Source organism: Actinokineospora lacus (genome assembly GCF_053813445.1).
Map to the genome: position 1 here is coordinate 173,331 of NZ_JBQERA010000002.1, position 15,654 is coordinate 188,984.

General features: G+C 73.0%; 16 protein-coding genes. 14 read left to right on the forward strand and 2 right to left on the reverse strand.

The window, feature by feature from the left end:
- Positions 1-2: 2 nt before the first annotated feature.
- The gene (locus ACTG9Q_RS05385) at positions 3-749 is read right to left on the reverse strand and encodes a thioesterase II family protein (RefSeq protein ID WP_455571483.1); all 747 of its coding nucleotides are present in this window, start codon (positions 747-749) and stop codon (positions 3-5) included.
- A 69-nt stretch (positions 750-818) separates the two neighbouring features.
- The gene (locus ACTG9Q_RS05390; RefSeq protein WP_455571484.1) at positions 819-1,073 is read right to left on the reverse strand and encodes an acyl carrier protein; all 255 of its coding nucleotides are present in this window, start codon (positions 1,071-1,073) and stop codon (positions 819-821) included.
- 209 nt (positions 1,074-1,282) lie between these two features.
- On the opposite strand from ACTG9Q_RS05390, the gene ACTG9Q_RS05395 reads away from it, so the two are divergent.
- From ACTG9Q_RS05395 to sbnB, 14 genes are all read left to right on the forward strand, one after another.
- Positions 1,283-2,521 (forward strand): beta-ketoacyl-[acyl-carrier-protein] synthase family protein, encoded by a 1,239-nt coding sequence (locus ACTG9Q_RS05395; protein ID WP_455571485.1) that lies wholly within the window; start codon positions 1,283-1,285, stop codon positions 2,519-2,521.
- Positions 2,518-3,627, forward strand: coding sequence for a beta-ketoacyl synthase N-terminal-like domain-containing protein (locus tag ACTG9Q_RS05400; protein WP_455571486.1), 1,110 nt, complete (start codon positions 2,518-2,520; stop codon positions 3,625-3,627). Before ACTG9Q_RS05395 ends, ACTG9Q_RS05400 begins: the two co-directional genes overlap by 4 nt.
- Positions 3,624-4,499 (forward strand): beta-ketoacyl synthase N-terminal-like domain-containing protein, encoded by an 876-nt coding sequence (locus ACTG9Q_RS05405; RefSeq protein ID WP_455571487.1) that lies wholly within the window; start codon positions 3,624-3,626, stop codon positions 4,497-4,499. The genes ACTG9Q_RS05400 and ACTG9Q_RS05405 overlap by 4 nt, the downstream gene beginning before the upstream one ends.
- A complete protein-coding gene (locus ACTG9Q_RS05410; RefSeq protein ID WP_455571488.1) occupies positions 4,496-5,248 on the forward strand; it encodes an alpha/beta fold hydrolase in 753 nt (250 codons plus the stop codon). Before ACTG9Q_RS05405 ends, ACTG9Q_RS05410 begins: the two co-directional genes overlap by 4 nt.
- A gap of 9 nt (positions 5,249-5,257) precedes the next feature.
- Complete coding sequence (locus ACTG9Q_RS05415) at positions 5,258-6,184, forward strand: thioesterase family protein (RefSeq protein ID WP_455571489.1); 927 nt, start codon at positions 5,258-5,260, stop codon at positions 6,182-6,184.
- On the forward strand, positions 6,181-7,227 hold the full coding sequence (locus ACTG9Q_RS05420) for a beta-ketoacyl synthase N-terminal-like domain-containing protein (protein ID WP_455571490.1): 1,047 nt from the start codon (positions 6,181-6,183) through the stop codon (positions 7,225-7,227). Before ACTG9Q_RS05415 ends, ACTG9Q_RS05420 begins: the two co-directional genes overlap by 4 nt.
- Positions 7,228-7,336: 109 nt before the next feature.
- Entirely contained in the window at positions 7,337-8,749 is a 1,413-nt protein-coding gene (locus ACTG9Q_RS05425; protein ID WP_455572017.1) for an acyl-CoA carboxylase subunit beta, read from the forward strand.
- 12 nt (positions 8,750-8,761) lie between these two features.
- Positions 8,762-9,127, forward strand: coding sequence for an ApeI family dehydratase (locus ACTG9Q_RS05430; RefSeq protein WP_455571491.1), 366 nt, complete (start codon positions 8,762-8,764; stop codon positions 9,125-9,127).
- Positions 9,121-9,579: a 3-hydroxyacyl-ACP dehydratase FabZ family protein gene (locus ACTG9Q_RS05435; protein ID WP_455571492.1), complete on the forward strand. Its 459-nt coding sequence runs from the start codon at positions 9,121-9,123 to the stop codon at positions 9,577-9,579. The genes ACTG9Q_RS05430 and ACTG9Q_RS05435 overlap by 7 nt, the downstream gene beginning before the upstream one ends.
- A gap of 9 nt (positions 9,580-9,588) precedes the next feature.
- Positions 9,589-10,323, forward strand: coding sequence for a 3-oxoacyl-ACP reductase FabG (gene fabG, locus ACTG9Q_RS05440; RefSeq protein WP_455571493.1), 735 nt, complete (start codon positions 9,589-9,591; stop codon positions 10,321-10,323).
- 12 nt (positions 10,324-10,335) lie between these two features.
- A complete protein-coding gene (locus ACTG9Q_RS05445; RefSeq protein ID WP_455571494.1) occupies positions 10,336-11,034 on the forward strand; it encodes a DsbA family protein in 699 nt (232 codons plus the stop codon).
- A complete protein-coding gene (locus ACTG9Q_RS05450; protein ID WP_455571495.1) occupies positions 11,034-13,442 on the forward strand; it encodes a non-ribosomal peptide synthetase in 2,409 nt (802 codons plus the stop codon). Before ACTG9Q_RS05445 ends, ACTG9Q_RS05450 begins: the two co-directional genes overlap by 1 nt.
- Before the next feature lie 13 nt (positions 13,443-13,455).
- A complete protein-coding gene (locus tag ACTG9Q_RS05455) occupies positions 13,456-14,373 on the forward strand; it encodes a TauD/TfdA family dioxygenase (protein WP_455571496.1) in 918 nt (305 codons plus the stop codon).
- A gap of 235 nt (positions 14,374-14,608) precedes the next feature.
- Positions 14,609-15,649 carry a 2,3-diaminopropionate biosynthesis protein SbnB gene (sbnB, locus tag ACTG9Q_RS05460; protein WP_455571497.1) on the forward strand — a complete coding sequence of 347 codons (1,041 nt, stop codon included), beginning with the start codon at positions 14,609-14,611 and terminating at the stop codon, positions 15,647-15,649.
- Positions 15,650-15,654: the final 5 nt, after the last annotated feature.

The window sequence follows — 15,654 nt, forward strand, 5'->3', positions numbered from 1 at the left end:
GCTCAGGCGGTGGCCATCGTCAGGGTGTCGATGCGGGTGGGGAGGGTGGCCCAGGTTTCCGGGGTGTAGAAGTGGCCGCCGGGTAGTTCGTGGGCGGTGAAGTCGGTCGCGGCGAGGAGGCGCCAGCGCTTGGCGGCGGCCTCGTCGACGTCCGGGTCGTCGGCGCCGTAGAGGAAGTGCAGGGGGACCTGGGCCCGGACGCCGGGGACGTAGCGGTAGGAGTCGGAGACGCGCAGGTCGGCGCGGAAGAGGTCGAGGGCCATCCGGCGGAGGTCGGGTTCGGCCAGGACGACCGCCGGGAGCTGGCCGACGTCGCCCATCCAGGCCAGCAGCTGCTCGTCGGAGTCGGCCACGGTCGGCGGCTTGGTCAGCTTGGCCGCCCAGCGGCTGGGGGCGTCGTTGGCTGAGGCGACCACGGCCGAGGGCTGGGGGCGGCCCAGCTGGGCCAGGCGCACGGCCACGTCGAAGGCCAGCCACGCGCCCATGCTGTGGCCGAACAGGGTGAACGGGCGCTGGTCCAGACCCCGCAGCGCGGCCACGGCGTCCTCGGCCAGCGCGTTCCAGGTCGGCGCGAACGGGTCGGTGAAGCGGCCCTCGCGGCCCGGGTAGCACACCATGACCAGCTCGACGTCTGGCGCGACGGTGGCGGCCCACGGCCGGAACGGGGCGGTGCCCCCGCCGCAGAAGCTGAAGCAGACCAGGCGCCGGGCGGCGTCCGGGCGCGGGTTCGGGCGGATCAGCGCGGACATGAAGCCATCCTCTCGGAAAACGCGAGCGCCCGCGCGCCGGGTGCGGCACGCGGGCGCGAGTGGACGCGCTCAGTTCCAGCCCGCGGATTCGGCGACGACGTCGTACACCCCGCGCAGGTTGACCATGCGGCTCAGCTCGGCCTGGTCGATGACGACGTTGAACGCCTTCTCCAGCGAGGCCAGGATCTCGATGGCGCGCAGCGAGTCCGCGCCGTGGTCCTCGGCGAACAGGCTGGTCTCGCTGACCTCGTCCTCCTCGAGCTCCAGGATCTCGCAGACGATGGACTTGATCTCCTGCAGACGCGGGTCGATAGCGGTGGTCATGGCGGTCCTCCATACGGCGTTTGGCGTTATCGGCAGTATTGGCGCGTCCCGCCGGGCAGGGGAACCGCGATGCAAGGAGTTCTAAGCGGGTTTGCGGCCCACCCGGGCCTCTGCTACCCGATTCGATGATTTCTCTATGGCCTGGCGGGGAAAGCTCGGCCGCGGCGAGACTCGGTGGCGTCGAAACCTTCAGCCGAAGCGGGGAAATCATGTCAGCTGCGCCAGAAGGGGCCCGCCGGGTAGTCCTGACCGGGTTCGGGGTGTTCTCCAGCATCGGGGTCGGTGCCGAGGAGTTCGCGGCCGGACTGCGTGCCGGTCGCAGCGGCGCCCGCCCGATCACGCTGTTCGACACCGAGGGGTTCGCCCACGCCAACGGCTGCGAGGTGGCCGGGTTCGAGCCGACGGACTGGATCAGCCGCATCCCGGTCGACCAGCTCGGCCGGGCCAGCCAGTTCTCCGTCGCCGCGGCCAGGATGGCCGTCGAGGACGCCGGTTTCGCCGAGGAGGACCTGCGCGCCAAGCGCGGGATGGTCTCCGTCGGCACCACCGACGGCGAGTCCTACGACCTCGACCAGCTCGTGGCCACCGACCTCGCGCACGGCCCCCAGGCGATGGACCCCGTCGCGGCGGCCCGGGTCTCCACCATCAGGCTGTCCACGGCCATCGCCCAGGAGCTCGCGCTCTCCAATGTGGACGCCTTCACCATCGCCACCGCGTGCTCGGCGGGCAACTACGCCATCGGCGCCGGGTTCGACGCGGTCCGCACCGGCGAGGTCGACTACGCCCTGGCCGGCGGCGCGGACGCCATGTGCCGCAAGACCTTCACCGGGTTCTACCGCCTCGGCACCATCGCCCCGGACGTGTGCCGCCCGTTCGACAAGGACCGCAAGGGCATCCTCACCGGCGAGGGCGCGGGCGTGATGGTGCTGGAGAGCCTGGAGTCGGCCCTGGCCCGCGGCGCGCGCATCTACGCCGAGGTGCTCGGCTACGGCCTCAACTGCGACGCCTACCACCAGGTCGCCCCCAACCAGGCCAGCGTCGCGCGCTGCATGCAGCTGGCGCTGGACAACGCGGGCGTCAAGCCCGAGGAGGTCGACCTGGTCTCCGCGCACGGCACCGGCACCAAGGCCAACGACATCACCGAGTCCCGCGCCATCCGCGAGGTCTACGGCGACGCCCCGCCGCGCACCGTGTCGCTGAAGTCCATGCTGGGCCACACGATGGGCGCCGCCAGCGCGCTGGCCACCATCGCCTGCTCGCTGGCGATCACCCACGGCTTCATCCCGCCGACGATCAACCACGTCGAGACCGACCCCGAGTGCGAGGTCGACTGCGTGCCCAACGAGTCGGTGCCCGCGGACCTGCGGATCGTGCAGAACAACGGCCTGGCCTTCGGCGGCAACAACGCCATCGTCATCCTCGGCCGCTACGACGGGGACCAGTCATGACCGCCATCACCGGCATGGGCGCGATCGCCAGCGTCGGCGCCGACGTCGAGGAGATCTTCACCGCGCTCTGCGAGGGCCGCGACGGCCGCACCGAGCTGCAGGGCTTCGACCGCAGCAGGTTCACCGCCCAGCACCTGTTCGAAGTGGACAACCGCGACGGCGCCGACCGGCCCGGCCGGGCCACCGAGCTGCTGGTCCACGCCATCGAGCAGGCCGCCAAGGACGCGGGCATCGGCGACGACCTCGCGGGCGTGCCCGTCCTCATCGGCACCGGCCTGCGTGAGCTGCGCTCGCTGGAGCTGTGGTGGCGCGACGGGGCGCCTGCCGCCGACCTGCACTTCGGCCCGGCCCTGCGCGAGCGCTTCGGCGCCGACGACACCCACACCTTCGCCAACGCCTGCTCCGCCTCCCTCTACGCCCTGGCCCTGGGCGCCGACGAGATCGACCTGGGCGCCGACACCGTCGTCGTGGCCGGGGTGGACGTGGTCACCGAGAGCATGTTCGGCCTCTCCGACCGCATCCAGCCCATCCCGCCCGGCCGCGTGCTGCCCTTCGACGCCAACCGCAAGGGCACCATCCTCGGCGAGGGCGCCGCGGCGGTGGTCCTGCAGCGCGGCGGGGGCAACAAGCACGGCGTGCTGCGCGGTGTCGGCGTCAACTGCGACGCCTTCCACAGCACCGCCCCCGACCGGGCGGGCATGGCCGCGGCCATCCGCCAGGCGCACGCCCGCGCGGGCCTGACCCCCGCCGAGGTCGACCTCATCGTCATGCACGGCACCGGCACCCCGCTCAACGACCGGACCGAGGCCGAGGCCACCCGCGAGGTGCACGGCGAGGCCGTCGGCAGGCCGCTGACCACCGGCATCAAGTCGATGACCGGGCACACCTCCGGCTCGGCGGGCGTGCTGAGCCTGATCGTCGCCCTGCGCGCGCTGGCCACCGGCACGGTCCCGCCGATCGCCGGGCTGCGCGACCCCATCCCCGAGACCGACGGGTTCCGCCTGGTCCGCGACCGCGCGGCCACCGAAGGCATGGACATCGCCCAGGTGCACGGGTTCGGCTTCGGCGGCGTCAACGCCGTCGCGATCGTGGAGGCCGCCCGATGACCGCCGTGACCGGGGTCGGCATCGCGATGCCCGGCATCACCGCCCCCGCCGACCTGCTCGGCCCGCGCCCGGTGGACGCCGCCCCCGTCGACCCCGCCGCCCGCCTGGGCCGCAAGGGCCTGCGCTACAAGGACCGGGCCACCCACCTCGGGCTGTGCGCCGCCAAGGACGCCCTGACCGACGCCGGGCTGCTCGGCCCGGACGGGCTGAGCGTGCCGGGGGAGTCCATCGGCGTGGTCGTCAGCTCCAACCTGGGCAACGTCGACACGGTGTGCCGGGTGGTCGCCACGATCGCCGAGGAGACCACCCGCGGGGTCAGCGCCATGGACACCCCGAACGCCTCCAGCAACGTCATCGCCTCGGAAATCGCGATCCGGTTCGGCCTGCGCGGCCCCAACCTGATGGTGTGCAACGGCCCCACCAGCGGGGTCGACGCGATCCGCTGGGCGGTGTCGCTGCTGGCCGCGGACCGCGCCGAGCACGTGCTGGTCGTCGGCGTCGAACCGGACAACGCCGAGGTCCGCGCCCTGCTGGGCACCGACCGCGTGGTCGACGGCGGCGCGGCGCTGGTCCTGACCCGCGCCGCGGCGCGCCGCCACGCCGACATCGGCACCCCGGTCCGCGCCGCCGACCAGGCCGCCTGCCTGGCCCGCCTCGCCGCGGAGCCCGAGATGGTCCTCGGCGCGGTCCCCGACCACGTGCTGCCCGGCGTGCCCCGCCACGACCTGAGCGCCGTTTGGGGTGAGACCTCCGGCGCGCTCGGCGTCCTGCAGGTCGCCGCCGCGCTCGGCGTCGGCGGGACGGTCCTGGCGCTGTCCGGTGTGGACGGTGACGACGCGGCCGCCGGCCTGCTCGTGGAGGCGCTGCGATGACCGCCGTCCTGGAACCGGTGTGGCGCACCGACCACCGCCGCGTCCTGCTGCTGCACGGCCTGGCCTCCAGCCCGGCCGCGTGGGAGCCGGTCCGGTGGGCCGATGACCTCGACGTCTGGTCGGCCGCCCTGCCGTGGCGCAGCGAGGACGTCACCGAGTGGAGCTACGGCAGCGACACCGCGGGCTGGCTCGAGCAGGCCCTGGCCGCCCTGCCCACCCCGCCGGACGTCGTCGTCGCGCACTCCTTCGCCGCGAACCTGACGCTGACGGTGCTGGAGCGCCTGGCCCGCACCGGGCAGAGCGAGCGGATGCCCCGCCACGTCGTGCTGGTCTCGCCGTTCTACCGGCGCTCCCCCCGGGAGTTCAGCTGGTCGTCCATCCCGGAGCTGGTGGGCCGCTTCGAGCGCACCATCGCCGACGGCATCCGAGCGCAGGGCACCCGCGCCCACGACCCCGACCTGATGGCGCACCTGACCCGCCTGGTGTGCGACCGCATCGGCCCCTACGGCTGGACCCGGTTCTTCGAGGTCTACCTGCGGACCCCGTTCCTGCGCACCGACCTGCTCACCGTGCCCACCCTCGTGGTCGTCGGCGACGCCGACGCCACCGCCCCGCCCGCCGAGGGCCTCGCGCTGGCAGAAGACCTGCCGACCGGCTCGTCGGCGGTCATCGCCGGTGCGGGCCACTTCCCGATGATCGATGACCCCGCGCGGTTCGCCGCGCTCGTGCGCCAGTTCTGCGCCACCTGAGGAGCCCCCATGGACACCGCCGTGAAGACCCTCACCACCGTGCCGACCACGGTCTCGCTGCGTCCGCAGTTCGAGGGCAACAACATCAGCTACGCGATCGGCTTCAAGCACATCAACTACCTGGCCGAGGCGGCCGTGCTGGCGCACTTCCGGGAAGCCGGGCTTTCCGTGGGCGAGCTGTACCGCAGGCACGCGCTGGGCTTCGACGTCATCGAGCTGGGCTCGCGCCTCGGCGCGCTGCTCGACGTCGACGACGAGGCCGCCGTGACCGTCACCCCGGTCAGCGACGCCGAGCTGAAGTTCAAGGTCACGATGACCGTGCAGCGCGACGGCGCCGCCACCAAGGTCGCCACCTCCACGGTGCGCGTGGTGCTGCGCCGCGACACCCACGTCACCGCCGTCGAGCCGCTGCCCGACGGCCTGGAGCGCTTCGTGGTCGACCGCCTCGGCACCGCCGAGCCGCGCCCGGTCACCGGCGACCCGCTGGCCGCGCTCACCGACGGCGAGAACGCCTTCGGCTGGAAGTACCGCATCCCCTACTTCTACTGCCACTTCAACGAGCGCATGCAGATGTCGGCGTTCCTGCGGGTGATGGAGGAGGTCGTGGACCTGTTCCTGGCCGACCGCGGCCTGCCGATCAAGGCCACCCTGGACGAGCGCAACTGGATTCCCGTCGTCACCCAGTCGACCATCAGCCTCCTCGACGAGGCGATCATGGAGGAGGACCTCTACACGGTCTACACCGTCGAGGACATCTTCAAGGGCCTGCTCTACACCTCCCGCATGGACTGCCACGTCCTGCGCGACGGCGCCCTCGTGCAGGTCGCCACCGGCCGCATCACCCACGGCTACCTCACCGAGCGGGCCCAGAACGACTGGGTGATGGCCAGCTTCGACGAGTCCGCGCTCGCCGCCCTCACCGGGGAGAACCGATGACCGCCATCACCGCGTGGTCCGCGGTCTCCCCGCACGGCATCGGCCGCGCCGCCTTCGTCACCGGGGTCACCGGCGGCGCGGCCACCGCCGGGGCCGTCGCGCCCGACTGGCGCGCCGCCGACGACACCGCCTGCCTGGTCCCCGGGTTCGACATCCGCGAGGTCCTCGGCAAGAAGGGCACCCGCTCGATGGACCGGGTGACCGCGCTGGCCGTGGCCGCCCTCGGCGACCTCATCGCCGAGACCGGCCGCGACCGCGTCGCCCCCGACCCCGAGCGCACCGCGTTCGTGCTGGGCACCACCACCGGCAGCGTCCAGTCCATGATGGACTTCACCCGCACCTCCCTGGAGGGCGAGAAGCCGTTCTACGTCGACCCGGCGGTCATGCCCAACGCGGTGATGAACTGCGCGGCGGGCCAGTGCGCGATCTGGCACCAGCTCAAGGGCCCCAACGCCACCATCGCCGGTGGCCGCACCGCGGGTCTGGCCGCCCTCGGCTACGCCCGGCGCCTGCTCTCCACCGACCGCGCCGCCCGGGTCGTCTGCGGGGCGGCCGAGGAGTTCTCCGGCGCCCGCTCCTGGCTGGAGCACCATGCCCGCGGCGGCGCGTCGGCCCCGCTCGGCGAGGGCGCCGCCGTCCTGCTGCTGGAGCCGAGCGGCCCCGGGCTGGCCGAGATCCTGGCCGTGGAGTCCCGGGTGTTCCTCGACGGCGACGTCGGCTCGGCCCTGGCCGCGGCGCTGCGCTCGGCCATGGGCAGCGCGGGTGTGTCCGAGGTGTGGGCCGCGGTGACCTCCGGGGCCCCCGGCTTCTACGGCGCCCGCGAGAGCGCCGCCGCGACCGCGGTGCTCGGCGCGGACGCGGTCGGGCGCCTGCCCCGGCTCGCCATCGGCGACACCTCCGCGGCCTCGGCCGCCTTCCAGATCGCCACCGTCCTGGCCCACGCCGAGACCGACCCCACCGCCCAGGGCAAGGTCGCCGCCGTCACCTCGGTCGACCCCGACGGCGCCGTGGTGTGCGCCCTGCTGCGCATCGGGGGGCAGTGATGCTCGCGATCCCCGACCCGTCCAAGCGCGTGGTCGCCGTGTCCTCGGTGGCCCCCAACGGCACCGTCGTGTGCGTCCTGCTCCGAACCGGAGGCCAGAAGTGACCACAATGGACATCAGGCCCGAGACGGACCTGGACCCCCGCGACCCGGCCCTGCGCCTGACCAGCCTGCTCGACACCCTCACCCCGATGACCGAGCGCGACGACAGCGGCGTCTACGTCGTGCGCGGCGAGATCGAGGGCACGCCCGTCATCGCCTACTGCACCGACGCCGCCCGCATGGGCGGGGCGCTGGGCTCGGCCGGGTGCGCGCACATCGTCGCCGCCATCGAGACCGCCGTCGCCGAGGGCGTCCCGGTCATCGGCGTCTGGCACTCCGGCGGGGCGCGGCTGGCCGAGGGGGTGGAGTCCCTCGACGGCATGGGCCGAATGTTCGCCGCGATGGTCGCCGCCTCCGGCAAGGTGCCGCAGCTCTCCGTGGTGCTCGGCCCGGCCGCCGGTGGCGCCGCCTACGGCCCCGCGCTCACCGACCTCGTCGTCATGGCGCCCGAGGGCCGGGTGTTCGTCACCGGCCCCGAGGTCGTGCGCAGCGTCACCGGCCAGCAGGTCGAGATGGTCGACCTCGGCGGGCCGACCGCGCACGGGCGCAAGTCCGGCGTGGTGCACGTCGTGGCCACCGACGAGGCCGACGCGTTCCGCCGCACCCGCAGGCTCACGACCCTGCTCGCCGACCAGGGCGTCATCGACCCGGCCGCCGCGCGCACCGGGCAGGACCTGCGCGGCCTGCTGCCCCAGGCCAAGCAGCGCGCCTACGACGTCAAGCCGCTCATCCGGGCCGTCGTGGACACCGACGCGCAGCTGGTCCCCCAGTTCGAGGAGATCCAGCGCGACTGGGCGCCCAACGTCGTCGTGGGCCTGGCCCGCCTCGGCGGGCGCACCGTCGGCGTCATCGCCAACAACCCGATCCGCAAGGGCGGCTGCCTGGACTCGCTCTCGGCGGAGAAGACCGCCCGGTTCGTGCGGCTGTGCGACTCCTTCGGCGTGCCGCTGGTCGTGCTGGTCGACGTCCCCGGCTACCTGCCCGGCGTCGACCAGGAGTGGAACGGCGTGGTCCGCCGCGGCGCGAAGCTGCTCTACGCCTTCGCCGAGGCCACCGTCCCCCGCGTCACCCTGATCACCCGCAAGGCCTACGGCGGGGCGTACATCGCGATGAACTCCCGCTCCCTGGGCGCGACCGCGGTCTACGCCTGGGACAGCGCCGACTGCGCCGTCATGGGCGCCAAGGCCGCCGTCCGGGTGCTGCGCCGCCGCGAGCTCGCCGCCGCCCCGCTGGCCGAGCGCGCCGAGCTGCTGGAGCGCTTCACCGCCGAGCACGAGCGCACCGCGGGCGGCGTCGAGCGCGCACTGGACCTGGGCGGCATCGACGCCGTCATCGACCCGGCCGAGACCGGCGCCCGCATCGCCAACGCCATCGCCGACGCCCCCGCGGGCCGAGGCCGCCACGGCAACATCCCCCTGTAGACGGAGCAGACGATGTCCGACACCGCGTGCCGCGTGATCGCGGCCGAGATCGACCTCACGCCGGGCGAGCCCGGGCAGTGGCGGGTGCGCCTGCCCGTCGACGCCGCCGAGGAGGTGTTCGCCGGTCACTACCCCGACCTGCCGATCCTGCCCGGCGTCTGCGTCATCGAGACCGTGCACCGCGCCGCGCGGGCCACCGCGCCCGGCCCGGTGGTGCTGGCGGCCGTGGAGTCCACGCGGTTCCTCGGCCCGGTCCACCCCGGCGACGTCCTCACCGTCGACCTGCGCTGGAACGGCGCCAAGTGCGTGGCCACCGCCGCCACCGAGCGCGGCGAGGCCGCCACCGTCAAGCTCCGCTACCGGGGCGCGCCGTGCTGACCGCCGCCCAGATCCGCGCGACCCTGCCGCACCGGTACCCGATCCTGCTCGTCGACCGCGTCCTGGACCACGTGCCGGGGGAGCGGATCAGCACCGTCAAGGCCGTCACCCTCAACGAGCCCTACTACGCCCGCATGTCGGCGGCGGCCACCGATGTGGACTACGCCTACCCCGAGATCCTGATGATCGAGTCCTGGGGCCAGTCCGCGGCCCTGCTGGCCGCCCTGCACACCCCCGACGTCACCGACAAGGTGATGCTCTTCGGCGCCACCAGCAAGGTCGAGTTCCACCGCCGCGCCTACCCCGGCGACGTCCTGGAGCACCACGTCAGCGTGACCCGCTCGCTCGGCGACACCGTCATCTTCGAGGGCGAGACCCGCGTCGACGGCGAGACCGCGGTCACCGTGGGCGCCATGGTGCTCGCCTTCCGCCCCGCCACCGCCCCCGCCTGAGGAGCAGACATGTCCGACACCCGCGTCGCCCTGGTCAGCGGCGGCTCACGCGGCATCGGCCGGGCCACCGCGCTGCGGCTGGCCGCCGACGGCTACGACATCAGCTTCGGCTACCACAGCAACGAGCAGGCCGCGCTGGAGCTGGAGAAGGAGATCGGCGAGCACGGCGTGCGCGCCATGGCCGTGCGCGCCGACGTCGCCAGCGCCGACGCCGTGCGCTCCTGGGTCTCGCTCACCCAGGAGACCCTCGGCCCCATCGACCTGGCCGTCACCGCCGCGGGCATCACCCGCGACACCGCGCTGGCGATGATGTCCGACGACCAGTGGCACCAGGTCATCGACACCAACCTCGACGGCGTCTTCCACGTCAACCGCGCGGTCGTCTTCGAGATGATGAAGCGCAAGGCCGGGGTGATCGTCAACATCTCCTCCGTCGCCGGGGTCTACGGCAACGCCACCCAGACCAACTACTCCGCCTCGAAGGCCGGGATCATCGGCTTCTCCAAGGCGCTGGCCAAGGAGGTCGGCCGCTACGGGGTGCGGGTCAACGTCGTCGCGCCCGGCTTCATCGAGACCGACATGACCTCGGGGCTGACCGAGAAGGTCCGCGCCCGCGCGCTGGAGACCATCCCGCTGCGCCGCATCGGCGAGGCCGACGAGGTCGCCGACCTGGTGTCCTACCTGGCGGGCGCGCGCTACGTCACCGGCGCGGTCGTGCAGATCGACGGCGGAATCACCCTCTAGGGAGGCAATGCCATGAAAGCCAAGAAGCAGCCGCGGTTCTACTTCTCCCTGCGCAGCCCCTACTCCTGGTACGCCTACCGGGACCTGGCCGAGCGCCACCCCGACGTCCTCGACGCCGTGCGCTGGATTCCCTATTGGGAGCCCGACCCGGAGTTCGAGGCGGCGTTATCCGAGCGGGGGGTCGAGCTGCCGGTCGTGCCGATGTCGCGGGCCAAGAACTTCTACATCCTCGCCGACACCCGGCGGATGTTCCGCGGCCGCGGCTGGACCATCAGCTGGCCGGTCGACCGCGCGCCGCACTGGGAGCACGCCCACCTGGGCTACCTCGCCGCGGCGGACGCCGGGGTCGGGCGGTCCTATGTGGAGGAGGTGTCCCGGATGCGGTGGGAGCGCAACCGCGACATCAGCGACCCGGCCACGATCGCCGAGGTCGGCGAGCTGCTGGGCGTGCCCGCGGTCGCGGGCGCGATCGCCGACCCGGACCTGCGGGCGCGCGGCCTGGAGTGCCTGGCCGAGGCGTACCACGACGACGCGTTCGGCGTGCCGTTCTTCGTCGCGGGCCGGGAGAAGTACTGGGGCGCCGAGCGGGTCGACCTGTTCGCCGCGGCCGTGCGCGGCAGCGGCCGCGTCATCGAGACGGTGGCCCCGCTCGAGTCGCGGGTCCTGGTCAAGGCCGGGTCGGACGCCGGGCACGCGGGCGGGTGCGGGTGATGACGACGCACTCGGAGTACTGGCAGGCGGTCCTCGCCTCCGGCGGCGCCACCTCCATTCCACAGTGGACCCGCAATCCGACCGGCCGCCGCCACGACGTGGTCGCCCCGGTGCCCGCGACGCTGTGGAAGTCCGTGCACGCCTTGGCCGCGGACCTGAACGTCCCGGCCAGGGCGGTCCTGCTCGCCGCGCACGCCAAGGTGCTCTCGGCGCTGACCGGCGAGGCCGCCGTCCTGACCGGCTACGCGGGCGTCCCGTGCAGGCTGGAGATCCCCGAGGGCTCCTGGCGCGTGCTCATCGACGCCGCCGCCGAGTCCGAGGAGGCCACCGTCGCCCACGCGGCGCACGCCGTCGACGGCCCGCAGCGCACTGCCCTGGACCTGGCCGACACCCCTGAGCCTGCCACCCCTGAGTCGACCGCCCTGGACCTGACCACCCGGATCACCGTGGAGAACGGCGCCCCGGTCATCCGCCTCACCCACGCCGACGACGTCATCGACACCGAGCACGCCACCCGCGTCGCCGGGTACTACGTGAGCGCCCTGGCCGCGATGACCGCCGACGTCGACGCCGAGCACGCGGGCGCCACCCTGCTCTCCGACGACGAGTGGCGCCACCAGGTCCACGGGCTCGCGGGCGCCGCCCGCCCGCTGCCGGACCTGCGCTTCCACGAGCTGTTCGAGGAACGCGCCCAGGCCCACCCGCACGCGGTGGCCGCCACCCACGACGGGACCGGCCTCACCTACGGCGAGCTGAACCGGCGCGCCAACCGACTCGCCCGCGCGCTGCTCGCCCGGGGCCTGCCCGCCGAGACCGTCGTCGCCGTGGCCACCGAGCGCACCCTGGACTGGCTCACCGCCGTCCTGGCGATCCTCAAGGCGGGCGGGGTCTACCTGCCCATCGAGCCCGGCTTCCCGCCCGACCGCATCCGGACCGTCCTGGCCAGGGCTGAGGCCGCCTACGTCCTCACCGCGCCCGGCAGCGACGCCAACCTCGTCGACATCCCGGCCGCCGTCCTCGCCATCCCGGACGTGCTCGCCGAGCCGCACGCCGAGACCGACCTCGACATCCCCGTCGCCGCCGAGCAGGCCGCCTACATCTACTTCACCTCCGGCTCCACCGGCGAACCCAAGGGCGCGCTGTGCGAGCACGGCGGGATGCTCAACCACCTCTACGCCAAAGTGGACGACCTCGGCGTCGGGCCGGGCACCGTCGTCGCCCAGACCGCCCCGCAGTGCTTCGACATCTCCCTGTGGCAGCTGGTCGCCGCCCTCATGGTCGGCGGGACCACGCACATCATCGGCCAGGACGTCATCCTGGATGTGACCCGGTTCATCGGCGAGATCGAAAAAGCCGAAGTCGAGGTCCTGCAGGTTGTTCCGTCCTATTTGGACGTAGTAATGTCAGCGGTGGAGGACGACACGCGGCGGCTGCGCTCGCTGCGCTGCGTGTCGGTCACCGGGGAGGCGCTCAAGCGGGAGCTCGCGGTCCGCTGGTTCGCCGCGTTCCCCGACACGGCCCTGGTCAACGCCTACGGCCTCACCGAGACCTCCGACGACACCAACCACGAGGTCATGCGGCACGCGCCCGAGCGGGTGCTGCTCGGGCGGCCGGTGCAGAACGCCGTCGTCTACGTCGTCGACGAGCGGATGCGCCCGGTCCCGCTGGGCGCGCCGGGGGAGATCGTGTTCTCCGGGGTGTGCGTGGGCCGCGGCTACGTCAACGACCCGCACCGCACCGCGGCGGCCTTCGGTGAGGACCCGCTGCGGCCGGGGGAGCGGCTCTACCGCTCCGGCGACTTCGGCCGCTGGCGCCCCGAGGGCAAGCTGGAGTTCCTGGGCAGGCGCGACGCGCAGGTCAAGATCCGCGGTTTCCGGATCGAGATCGGCGAGGTCGACAACGCCCTGCTGCGGGCCCCCGGCGTGCGCGACGCGGCGGTGGTGGTGGACGAGGGGCCGGGCCGCGAACGCAGCCTGGTCGCCTTCTACAGCGCCCCCGCCGACATCCCCGAACCCGACCTGCGCGCCCACCTCGGCGCGGCGCTGCCGGAGTACATGGTGCCCGCGGCGTTCCACCGGCTCGACCCGCTTCCCCTGACCGCCAACGGAAAGATCGACCGCAAGACCCTGACCCGCCTCGCGGGGGAACGGGTGGAGACCGGCTACGAGGAGCCGCGCACCGAGCTGGAGCGCGAACTCGCCGAGCTGTGGGCCGAGGTGCTGCGCCAGCCCGCCGAGCGGATCAGCCGCACCGACAACTTCTTCGCCCGCGGCGGCACCTCGCTCACCGCGGTCCGGCTGGTCGCCCGGCTCCAGCGCCGGGTCACCCTCGCCGAGGTCAAGCGCGCCGCCGTGCTCGCCGACCTCGCCGAGCTGCTGGACACCAAGTCCCTGGTCGCGTCCCACTGAGAGGAGAACCACGATGACCGCGCTGGTCCAGGCCGAGGACGCCGCGTGGGCGGCGGCCCACCCGGAGAGGCTGCGCGCCGCCGTCGCCGAGCACGGCGCCGTGCTGGTGCGCGGGCTGGGCATCGCCTCGGCCGCCGACGTCGCCGCGGTCGCCCGGGCCATCGGGTCGGCGCCCGTCGACGAGCGCGAGGGCTTCGCCCCGCGCCACCGCGGCCCGGACGGGGTCTACTCCTCCGCGGAGTGGCCGCCCGACCAGCCCATGTGCATGCACCACGAGCTGAGCTACGCCGCGGAAGTCCCCGGCCTGCTGCTCGTCGGCTGCCTGCGCGCCCCCGAGACCGGCGGGGCCACCGCGGTGTCCGACGCCCGCGAGGTCCTGTCCGCGCTGCCCGCCGACCTGGTGGCGAGGTTCACCGAGGTGGGCTGGCAGCTGAACCGCACCTACCACGAGGACATCGGCGTCCCCTGGACGACCGCTTTCGGCACAACCGAGAAGTCCGAAGTGGAGCATTACTGCCGGGCAGCCGGCATCGAGTACCAGTGGCAGGGCGCGATCCTGCGCACCCGCCAGCGCCGCGCGGCCGTGGTCGATCACCCGGTCACCGGCGAAGCCTGTTGGTTCAACCAGATCGCGTTCCTGAACGCGTGGACGATGGAGGAGGAGGTCCGGGAGTACCTCGTCTGCGAGTACGGCGAGGACGGGCTGCCGTTCGACACGGCGTATGGCGACGGCAGCCCCATCACCGAAGACGTGGTCCACCTCATCAACAAGGTCTACGACGAGGCCACCCGCCGCGCCCCGTGGCGGGCGGGGGACCTCATGGCCATCGACAACATCGCCATGGCGCACAGCCGTGAGCCCTACACCGGTGACCGCGACATGGCCGTCGTGTTCGCCGATCCCGTCAGCCCCACACCACACCGGAGGTAACGCCGTGAACAACAACAACAACAACCTGAACAACAACAACGCCAACAACAACCCGAACAACAACAACAACTGACCCCAGCCCGATTCACCGGCCGGTCGCGCATTTCGCGCGACCGGCCGGTTTCGCGCGTCCGGGGCGTTTTGAAGAATTTGTCACTCGGTTGCGGGTGTATTCGCGCCAGTGGTTCACTCGAATTGTCATCGAGAGCCACCCACGCGAATCCGGAGCTGATCCATGTCGCCGCAAACCGCAGTGCCGCCGTTCGCCGTGATCCCGGGCGCGCAGGTCGACGCCGCCCTGCGTGGTCGGGAGAAGGACGTCGTCGCCCTGGTCGAGCAGACCTACCGACTGCACGGCGCGGGCGACACGGTCAACCCGCCGTCGTATTTCCTGCGCTTTCCCGACCGGCCGACCTCGCGGATCATCGCGCTGCCCGCCTCGGTCGGCGGAAGCGCGGCCGTCGACGGCGTCAAATGGATTTCCAGCTTCCCGGAGAACGTCGCCGCGGGCATTCCCCGCGCCTCGGCCGTGCTCATCCTCAACGACCCGGCCACCGGCTACCCGTTCGCCTGCCTGGAGAGCTCCATCATCAGCGCGGTCCGCACCGCGGCCTCCGCCGCCCTGGCCGCCGACCGGCTCACCCGCGAGCGCGGCCGCCCGCGCCGGGTCGGCTTCTTCGGCGTCGGCCTCATCGCCCGCTACATCCACACCTACCTGGCGGGCATCGGCTTCGAGTTCGACGAGGTCGGCGTCTACGACCTCTCGCCCAAGCACGCGGCGGGGTTCCGCGGCTACCTCGACGGCGCCGACGCGGCCAGGGTGGTCATCCACGACACCGCCGAGGACCTGATCCGCTCCAGCGACATGGTCGTCTTCGCCACCGTCGCGGGCGAGCCGCACGTCCACGACCCGGCGCTGTTCAGCCACAACCCGCTGATCCTGCACGTGTCCCTGCGCGACCTCTCCCCGGAGATCGTGCTGGCCTCGACCAACATCGTCGACGACGTCGAGCACTGCCTCAAGGCCAACACCTCACCGCACCTGGCCGAACAGCGCACCGGCAGCCGCGACTTCATCCACGGCACCCTCGCCGACGTCCTGGCCGGGACCGTCGAGCTGCCCGCCGACCGACCGCTGCTGTTCTCCCCGTTCGGCCTGGGCGTGCTCGACCTGGCCGTGGGCAAGTTCGTCCACGACGCCGTCACCGCGGCGGGCGAGCTGTCCGTTGTGGACGGCTTCTTCCACGACCTCAACCGGTACGCCAAGCCAGAGTGAGAGGG

Bases quoted from the DNA above. Each gene is read 5' to 3' on its own strand.
- ACTG9Q_RS05385 (WP_455571483.1), bottom strand. From the start codon at position 749: ATGTCCGCGCTGATCCGCCCGAACCCGCGCCCGGACGCCGCCCGGCGC.
- ACTG9Q_RS05390 (WP_455571484.1), bottom strand. From the start codon at position 1,073: ATGACCACCGCTATCGACCCGCGTCTGCAGGAGATCAAGTCCATCGTC.
- ACTG9Q_RS05395 (WP_455571485.1), top strand. From the start codon at position 1,283: ATGTCAGCTGCGCCAGAAGGGGCCCGCCGGGTAGTCCTGACCGGGTTC.
- ACTG9Q_RS05400 (WP_455571486.1), top strand. From the start codon at position 2,518: ATGACCGCCATCACCGGCATGGGCGCGATCGCCAGCGTCGGCGCCGAC.
- ACTG9Q_RS05405 (WP_455571487.1), top strand. From the start codon at position 3,624: ATGACCGCCGTGACCGGGGTCGGCATCGCGATGCCCGGCATCACCGCC.
- ACTG9Q_RS05410 (WP_455571488.1), top strand. From the start codon at position 4,496: ATGACCGCCGTCCTGGAACCGGTGTGGCGCACCGACCACCGCCGCGTC.
- ACTG9Q_RS05415 (WP_455571489.1), top strand. From the start codon at position 5,258: ATGGACACCGCCGTGAAGACCCTCACCACCGTGCCGACCACGGTCTCG.
- ACTG9Q_RS05420 (WP_455571490.1), top strand. From the start codon at position 6,181: ATGACCGCCATCACCGCGTGGTCCGCGGTCTCCCCGCACGGCATCGGC.
- ACTG9Q_RS05425 (WP_455572017.1), top strand. From the start codon at position 7,337: ATGGACATCAGGCCCGAGACGGACCTGGACCCCCGCGACCCGGCCCTG.
- ACTG9Q_RS05430 (WP_455571491.1), top strand. From the start codon at position 8,762: ATGTCCGACACCGCGTGCCGCGTGATCGCGGCCGAGATCGACCTCACG.
- fabG (WP_455571493.1), top strand. From the start codon at position 9,589: ATGTCCGACACCCGCGTCGCCCTGGTCAGCGGCGGCTCACGCGGCATC.
- ACTG9Q_RS05445 (WP_455571494.1), top strand. From the start codon at position 10,336: ATGAAAGCCAAGAAGCAGCCGCGGTTCTACTTCTCCCTGCGCAGCCCC.
- ACTG9Q_RS05450 (WP_455571495.1), top strand. From the start codon at position 11,034: ATGACGACGCACTCGGAGTACTGGCAGGCGGTCCTCGCCTCCGGCGGC.
- ACTG9Q_RS05455 (WP_455571496.1), top strand. From the start codon at position 13,456: ATGACCGCGCTGGTCCAGGCCGAGGACGCCGCGTGGGCGGCGGCCCAC.
- sbnB (WP_455571497.1), top strand. From the start codon at position 14,609: ATGTCGCCGCAAACCGCAGTGCCGCCGTTCGCCGTGATCCCGGGCGCG.